At 51.3% G+C, this 7,769-nt stretch carries 6 protein-coding genes; all 6 read right to left on the bottom strand.

Annotated features, from left to right (window positions below):
- Nucleotides 1-862, bottom strand: an 862-nt coding sequence (locus tag ACYC56_RS01270) for a M20/M25/M40 family metallo-hydrolase (RefSeq protein ID WP_461372363.1), incomplete at its 3' end; no start/stop codon positions are given.
- Nucleotides 863-872: 10 nt separating this feature from the next.
- Complete coding sequence (locus tag ACYC56_RS01265; RefSeq protein WP_461372362.1) at nucleotides 873-2,513, bottom strand: CTP synthase; 1,641 nt, start codon at nucleotides 2,511-2,513, stop codon at nucleotides 873-875.
- A gap of 102 nt (nucleotides 2,514-2,615) precedes the next feature.
- A complete protein-coding gene (locus ACYC56_RS01260) occupies nucleotides 2,616-3,497 on the bottom strand; it encodes a hypothetical protein (RefSeq protein WP_461372361.1) in 882 nt (293 codons plus the stop codon).
- A 25-nt stretch (nucleotides 3,498-3,522) separates the two neighbouring features.
- Nucleotides 3,523-5,805, bottom strand: coding sequence for a hypothetical protein (locus ACYC56_RS01255; protein WP_461372360.1), 2,283 nt, complete (start codon nucleotides 5,803-5,805; stop codon nucleotides 3,523-3,525).
- Between the two features lie 76 nt (nucleotides 5,806-5,881).
- Nucleotides 5,882-7,138 (bottom strand): ArnT family glycosyltransferase, encoded by a 1,257-nt coding sequence (locus ACYC56_RS01250; RefSeq protein WP_461372359.1) that lies wholly within the window; start codon nucleotides 7,136-7,138, stop codon nucleotides 5,882-5,884.
- 14 nt (nucleotides 7,139-7,152) lie between these two features.
- Nucleotides 7,153-7,769 (bottom strand): glycosyltransferase family 2 protein (locus tag ACYC56_RS01245; protein WP_461372358.1); only part of this gene is annotated, 617 nt, incomplete at its 5' end.

The raw sequence follows: 7,769 nt of genomic DNA, 5'->3' as shown, positions 1-7,769 counted from the left end.
CATCGTAAGGGCGGATTCGCTTGATATCTACTTCTGCGCCCGTCTCGTCCGCACCCTTTTTAAAGCACTCTATCATATGGTGAGACTGCCTCTCAAGTTTGGCGAGATCGATGCTTCGCGCCTCAGCGAAAAGGTTTACCTTTGCCGGAACGATATTCCCCGCCCGACCGCCTTCGATAGTACCTACGTTAGAGGTGGTATCCTCATCGATTCTTCCGATATTCATACAGCAGATAGCTTTCGATGCGGCAACGATCGCGTTTATCCCAAGCTCGGGTGCAACACCGGCGTGTGCGGCCCTTCCGGTGTACTCGACTTCGAATGAATCCTGATAAGGGGCTCCGATAACCACGGTACCGACCGGTCCGTTGTTATCTAAAACATAGGCGTAATCCACACTGATATCGCTCAAGTCCAGGTGTTTCGCGCCTTCCAGCCCGACCTCTTCGGCGACGGTAAATGCGAGGTGAACCGGCCCATGCCGTAGCAATTTACCCTCTAATACCGAGAGCAGTTCGAGCATTGCCGCAACTCCGGCTTTATCGTCGGCCCCAAGAATCGTATCGCCCTTGCTCTTGATAACGCCATCCTCGATGACCGGCTCGATGCCCTTGGAGGGCTCGACGGTGTCCATGTGGGCGGCAAACAGGATGCAGAGCCCATCCGCCGTTCCCGGTATCGTGACCAGGATGTTTCCGGTGTCACCTCCGAGCTTTTTGCCCGCCTCGTCCTCATATGCTAAAAAGCCCAGTGCTTCGACATAGCCCTTGATGTAATCCGCTACTGCTCGCTCTTTGTAGCTTGGGCTGTATGTCTTTACCAGATTCTCGAATATCCTGACAACTCTGCCATCTTCAACCATAAAATAATCTCTATTCGAAATAGCCGCGGGTCGCCCCGACTTTTTCTCTATCGAGGTTGTATTTCAACGCCGCACCGACGAAGTCCCTAAAAAGCGGCTGCGGCCTGGTCGGCCTGGATTTAAACTCGGGGTGGTACTGCGTCCCCACAAACCACGGATGGTCTTTGATCTCGATGATTTCGACCAGCCGTCCGTCCGGAGAAAGCCCGCTCAGCACAAGCCCGGCTTTTACCAGAGCTTCTATATACTCGCTGTTTACCTCATACCGGTGGCGATGCCTCTCTTCGATTTCCGTCGTTCCATACGCCTGATGTGCGTGACTATCCACCGTTATCTTACACGGATACGCGCCAAGTCTCATGGTGCCGCCCATGTCCTCAACGGTCTTTTGCTCGGGCAACAGGTCGATAACCGGATACGGTGTCTCGGGATCAAATTCGGAGCTGTTTGCGCCTTCGAGACCGACGACATTTCTGGCATACTCAACAACTGCGCATTGCAGACCGAGGCACACACCCAGAAACGGTATCTTATTCTCCCTGGCAAATCGAACCGCATGGATTTTCCCTTCGATTCCCCGAATACCGAACCCACCGGGAACAAGAATGCCGTCAACCGAGGCGATTTGCCTCTCGACTTCCTCCTGGCTCACTGTCTCGGCATCGACCCAGACGATCTCAACATCGGTGTTATTGAAATAGCCACCGTGCTTCAGCGCCTCAACTACGCTCAGATACGCATCCGGCAACTGGACGTACTTTCCGACAAGGCCTATCTTTACCTTATTCTCAACGCGCCTGATCCGCTCGACAAGTCCCTGCCACTCGCTTAAATCCGTTACGCCGTTTTTAAGTTTTAAGTGGTCCACAACAATATCGTCTAGACCTTCTTCATGCAGTTTTAGCGGTATAACGTAGAGGTTATCCGCATCTGTGGCCGTAATTACCGAAGCCGGCTCCATGTCGCAAAAAAGACCGATCTTGCGTTTAATCGACACATCTATCGGTCTGTCGCATCGGGCTACTATAATATCAGGCTGGATACCGATGCTTCGCAGCTCTTTTACGCTGTGCTGCGTCGGCTTGGTCTTCAGCTCCGAGGAGGATTCAAGGTAAGGTACGAGGGTTACATGTATATAGAGAACGTTTTCTTTTCCAACATCTTTCTTAAACTGCCTAATGGCTTCAAGGAAGGGGAGGCTCTCAATATCGCCGACGGTGCCGCCGACCTCTGTGATGACGATGTGTTTGTCGTCATTCGTCGCTAAATTTAAAATACGTTGCTTGATCTCGTTGGTTACGTGGGGTATGACCTGGACGGTGCCGCCAAGAAATTCACCACGCCGCTCTTTCGTGACGATCGACCAGTATATCTGGCCCGCAGTGACATTGCTGTCCTTGCCGAGGTTCTCGTCGATAAACCTCTCGTAGTGCCCCAGGTCTAGGTCCGTTTCGGTGCCGTCATCGGTCACAAACACCTCTCCGTGCTGAAACGGGCTCATTGTCCCGGGGTCGACGTTCAAATAGGGGTCGAGTTTCTGGATGGTGACCTTAAACCCCCTGCTCTTTAACAATCTGCCAAGAGAGGCGGCGGTAATGCCTTTTCCCAGCGATGAGATAACGCCACCCGTTACAAAGATATGTTTAGCCAATCATCTCTCCCCTTTTGCTTGCCTTTCTTCCTCTAGAAGTCTACTATATCTCATTATACCAACCTTCGCATTTTATCACGGATTCGCAATTAAATCGAATCACTACTCAGCTTTTCGCCCAAGGTTATCAAAGGCCCTCAGAAGAGGGACGCGCTCGATAACTGCGGTGATCGAATATTTCTCCGTAAGGACTTGCAATAATACAAGTAAAATAATAACCGGTAGTTTTACATTCCACCCATAGGTGGCGACTAAACAGAATCCAAGAACACCGCCAAGAATATTCGACCCCGTATCGCCAAGCATGATTTCTTCCTTTAAATCGGAGGCGATCAGCACCAGCGCGATGCCGGCCAGCGCGGCAGACGATGATCCGAGAACGCTCCCGGCAGCATAGATAAAGAATAATTGCAGCGGGATATATACCTTAAGCGCCCGCCCGGGGCGTAAATCAAGCAGGTTGAGAGCGTTAACACAGAGCGCTATAAGGAGGGCGTTACCAAGAATCTCCAGTATCCCCGATGATAGAAGCGAGGAGGCGAATACGGCGACCACCGGTATCCCGATAGCCTTGAGCGCCCCCGTCGTCAACTTCCCCGTAAAAAGCGCCCCGATATGACCCTTGAAGCCGCTATGCTCTCTAGTCCCAAGCAGGTCATCGACCAGGCCGAAGAAACCCGCCCCAATAATAAGTACCGTTAGCGGCATCGCCACATCAGAGCTTATAACAAATCCCTGAGGTATAAGGATGTTCAACATGTCGGCAGCTATCGGAACAACCGCCGCTACCGCCATCAGCAGTATCCATACCAGGATAATAATGATGCCCGCCATATTGACGACTTCCTTTTGACGGTAGTTTACCTTGACTGCCCCGGATTCCCTGAGCATCCCGACGACCATAGGCAATGCCAGCAGGCTCACAATCGCCGCCGTGACCGCATGCGCAACTATCCATAAATAAAGAAACACCGCATTTACCACAAGAAATTACCTACCTATCGACCTGTTAACCATTCTTCCCAAACACACGTGACTCCGGGCTCGTGTCCCTTGTCTCTTCAAGCTCCGCAGAGCGATATTGCTCCCAGATCATCAGGTAAATAACCGTCGGAATCATATACGACATGATTATCGCCGGTATTAAGATGCCCGAGTCGTTAAAGAGAAACCCGATGATGCCGCCGACGATCGACGCCGAGATCGCCGTCGATAATCCCCGGTATCTCGCAAGCAAACGGCTCAGAACGCCAGTCGGCTTCACCCACAGAAACATGGCGAGCCCCAGCATTATAAAGAGAAAATACGACCATGTGCTAAATTTGAATATCATCAAGTTCGTGGCCAACTTGCGCTTGATGATCATGACGGCCTCGGGAAAACCTCCTGAGATAATAAGGTTAACGGATTTTCCCATGTGCGTCGTCGCGCCATGCATCGCATCGTAGCCGGCAAAGAGTGCAAGAACAACGACCGCCATCACCAGCGCAATCGCAAAATTCCGGAATTTGGCCTTTGACCTAGCGGATAGAAGGACCATTGTGGTAAACGTCGCGGTCACAGTAATCGGTCCGTCGGTATTCGTTCCAAGCCCCGGAAACCCGATCAGCACGATCAAAAACACCGATAAAGCGGCCCCGGCAAGCACCGTCCACTTGTTCCATACCTTTTCGAGCATTAGACCGAATAACAGTAATCCGTTCGCCAGTAATATCGACATAGCTTCGTTCCCTATACCGAAGAAACGAGCGCCCCGTATCGGATCGTAGCCGAAGATGCTGTTGATAAAGGACGGACCGCCCATCAACACCTCTACGGACAGAACGACGACATTAAGAAGGGCGATACCTAAGATCGGATGAAGCGCTTTTTTACGAATCGCGACCAATAGCAGCGCGAATAAGAGGGAAACGACGACAGTCAGCAAAGTAACAAGCGTTCCTTGAGCGGCTACGCGTTCAAGCTTCGTCGCGTAGAAGGAAAAGAGGGGGAAGCTCATGGTCGTAAAGATCAGCGTCGCCAGGATCGTCGCCATTTTTCTGGTGAGCATCTTTCTATAGGCAATAACGAGCGCCGCCAGAACGTACAGGATGATCTGGATGTAGATATACGCAAGAATCGCCGTTCTACGCGTATCCTTGACGCCAATCGCGCTCTGATTAAACCGGTCAAGCTCTTGCGGGGAGGTCTGTGTCGATCCCGTGCGCATAACGCTCCCCGGCATATCCTCGCCCTTCTTCATTCCCAGGATGTTTAGAATAGTCGGCGTGATATCTATAATCGTAACAAGGCCTTCCCTGTTCGTAGTATCCGCGACCAAGGGTCCCGGCTTAAAGCCGGACCCGTGCACTAGTATCGGCGTCAACTGCTCCATACCGGATCTAAGCGGAGCCTTAGTCGATCCGGGAGCTGACAGCGCCGCCACGATAAAAACCGTATCCGGCCCCGCTATTTCCATTGCCTGCTTTAAAAACCTGGCATTGTTATGGATAGCCCGCGTCTTCATCTGCAACGCCCGGCGTTTTAGGACATACCGGCTATAATAATCAGCTCTTACCGTATCCCCGAGGTCGAGTACGATAAAATCCGCCTTGGGAAGGTACTCCGCAAAAGCATCCTTCATCTTCGTGTAATTGGTCCTGACGCTGAACGGGGATTTCGGGTCGTGCAACAGCATGTCCTTGCCTACATCACCAAACTCGACCACACCGTTGCTATTCATAGCAATATCAACCGCCTCACGATTGTTTCCATCCGGGTTATCGGTAAGCGATGTATCCGAATTGCCCAGTACTGCGGTCCTACCATCGGCAGCCTCGATAATGCTTCCCAACTCGCCGGGGGTAAAATCCTGCATACCGTTCACGTTGTCCTTTATTATCGAGGCAATACCAAGCTCAAGCACCTGGTCTTCTTTAACGGTCTTGCCGGTGCGTAGCTTATACGCCTCGCTCGCAGGCTCACCGTTATATGTCTCTGTAGCGTTGTATTCCTCAAAACTCGCCGGGGCCGCATCCGACCTCACCCCCGCCCCAACGGTAAGTGCGTTTCGTGAGCGTGAGGGCGCTTTGAACGCGCGGTTATTGAGAAGCCCGATCGAACTTGTTTTAAAGAGGTCGTTTAATAAGGGGTCGTCGGCGGCGATGATATCCGCCCAGGTGGTGTTATCCATAAGGACAAAGACAACCTTAGTGCCTTTTTTAGCCGCCATAACCTGCGGCGCCAGCAATGATGAAAGAACGACCACTAATAGAACTACAACTAGAACTGCGACTGCGAATTTGCGCTGCATATATGTCCTCCGGATTGCACAACAAAATAAGCTATTACTCAGACACAGAATACATGAATCTCATGATATACGTGGTTTAAGATGCAGTCAAACGAACGCTACCGGCCTGAAGCACAGCTTTTATGCGGGTAGCAGCATATGAAAGCAGGTTAGCGACGCCAAGGCCAAAAAACGGTACCAGGGGCATCAAATACCTGAACACCGACAAGGTGAACATGTGAAGCAGAATGGTCAAGACAACGGTAAACATCAGCAACTGTCGCTCGTATTTTCCCCTTGACGCTACCAACAAGCCCGCTATACCCAGTACCGTGAGCACCAGATACGATAAGCCGGTGACCATTTGCTGCTTTTTTAGGTCAAAGACCTTCGGAAACCCGAACAGGCGCCGCACTCGCTGGTGTAGCAGCCCGCGGATATCAGCGCCGCTCATATGTTTTAACCTTTGTATGGCCTCTTTGGTCATCATCTGACTCATCTGAACCTCGTTCTTACCGGCATGGCCCTCACGGTACCGCTCTATCAGTACAACTAGCGGCGTCCCTTTATCCTCATACGTCCCCCACCAGAGTGTCGCCGGACCTGTCGTCGTGCTAAACACCGGCTCTCCAAATACCATGTAGTTGCGGACGGTCCAGGGAACGATCAAGAGTACCGCCGCAACCAGAAACACACCGGTCGACTTAAGCAGCCACGAATACCCGTTGTCTTTAAACCGCAGCCACAGCCCCAGCACAATGAGAGCCGGAAGGAAAATTACGGTCTGCCTGCAAAGGTACGTTACGCCAAAAACGAGCCCGGTCACCGCCAGCATCCACAGCGAGGGACGGTCTTTTTTAAATATCCCAACGATGAGGATCGATAAGCATATCTCGAGAACGAAAAATAGTGTCTCCGAAGTTAGAATTATGTTGTAATGGATGATTTGTGGCGAAACCGCATAGATAAGTGAAGCGATTGCCCCTTCAACCCGGCCGTAAAGCCGCATGCCAAGCAAATATATCAGCGGGATGGTCGCAACAGCCATGATCATTTGCGACATGACCCCCACTTTTGTGGAAAACCCAAAAATATAGTAGAGGGCGACCAGATAAAAAGGGTATGTCGGGGCATAAAACGCGGTAGGCTGGCCTTGTATGGCGATCATATGGGTGGGGCTGCTGTATCCCTTTCCCGCGAGCAAATTCTTGGCTATGCCGTTATAGGATACCGAGTCCGCAGACATCGTCAAAACGTCTACGTTGGCGATATCATGCCAGGCCGCCACGCGCATGACAACGCCAAGAACGATCGCAATGAAAAGTATGATGATTGCCGCATCTAATCTACGCAATGATTGTATCTCTCTTAATTCTTGAACCGGTATTTGACCAGCGTCCAGATTGCAATGAAGCCGTCCTGCCATTTTATTTTCTTTCCCTCTTCGATGCTACGGGCTTCATATGTAATGGGAACCTCGATAATCTTGTGACCGCGTTTCAGCGTCTTGGCGGTAACTTCAGGGCAAAACTCAAAACCGGTGCACTTCAGCTCTATCGAACTCAGCACGCTCCTGTCAAAAGCTTTATATGCCGTAGCTTCATCTGTTATTTTTGCACCGAACAGCATATTTACGGTCGTCGTCAGCAAGCGGTTTGCAATCCTGTTAGTAAACTTCATGCCTTTGATATCACCCATGAACCTGCTTCCATACACAATATCCGCCTGCCCGTTTAACAGGGGCTCGAGAACTTTGGGTATATCGGAAGGTTTATATTCAAGGTCGGCATCACATACGATGATAACGTCCCCCCGTGCTATCGCAAATCCTGCACGTAACGCAGCGCCTTTGCCGCTGTTCTGAGGCATCCGGTAAATCACAATAGAGTCGATATCTGGCAGTGATTCTACAAAGTCGGCAGTGCCGTCGGTCGAGCCGTCATCCACGACCACCAACTCGCGTCCTACCCCCTCAGGAAGGGGGA

The organism is Candidatus Aquicultor sp. (assembly GCF_054640775.1).
Note: the sequence above shows the minus strand (reverse complement) of the source record. Positions and strands in the feature narration are given on the sequence as shown.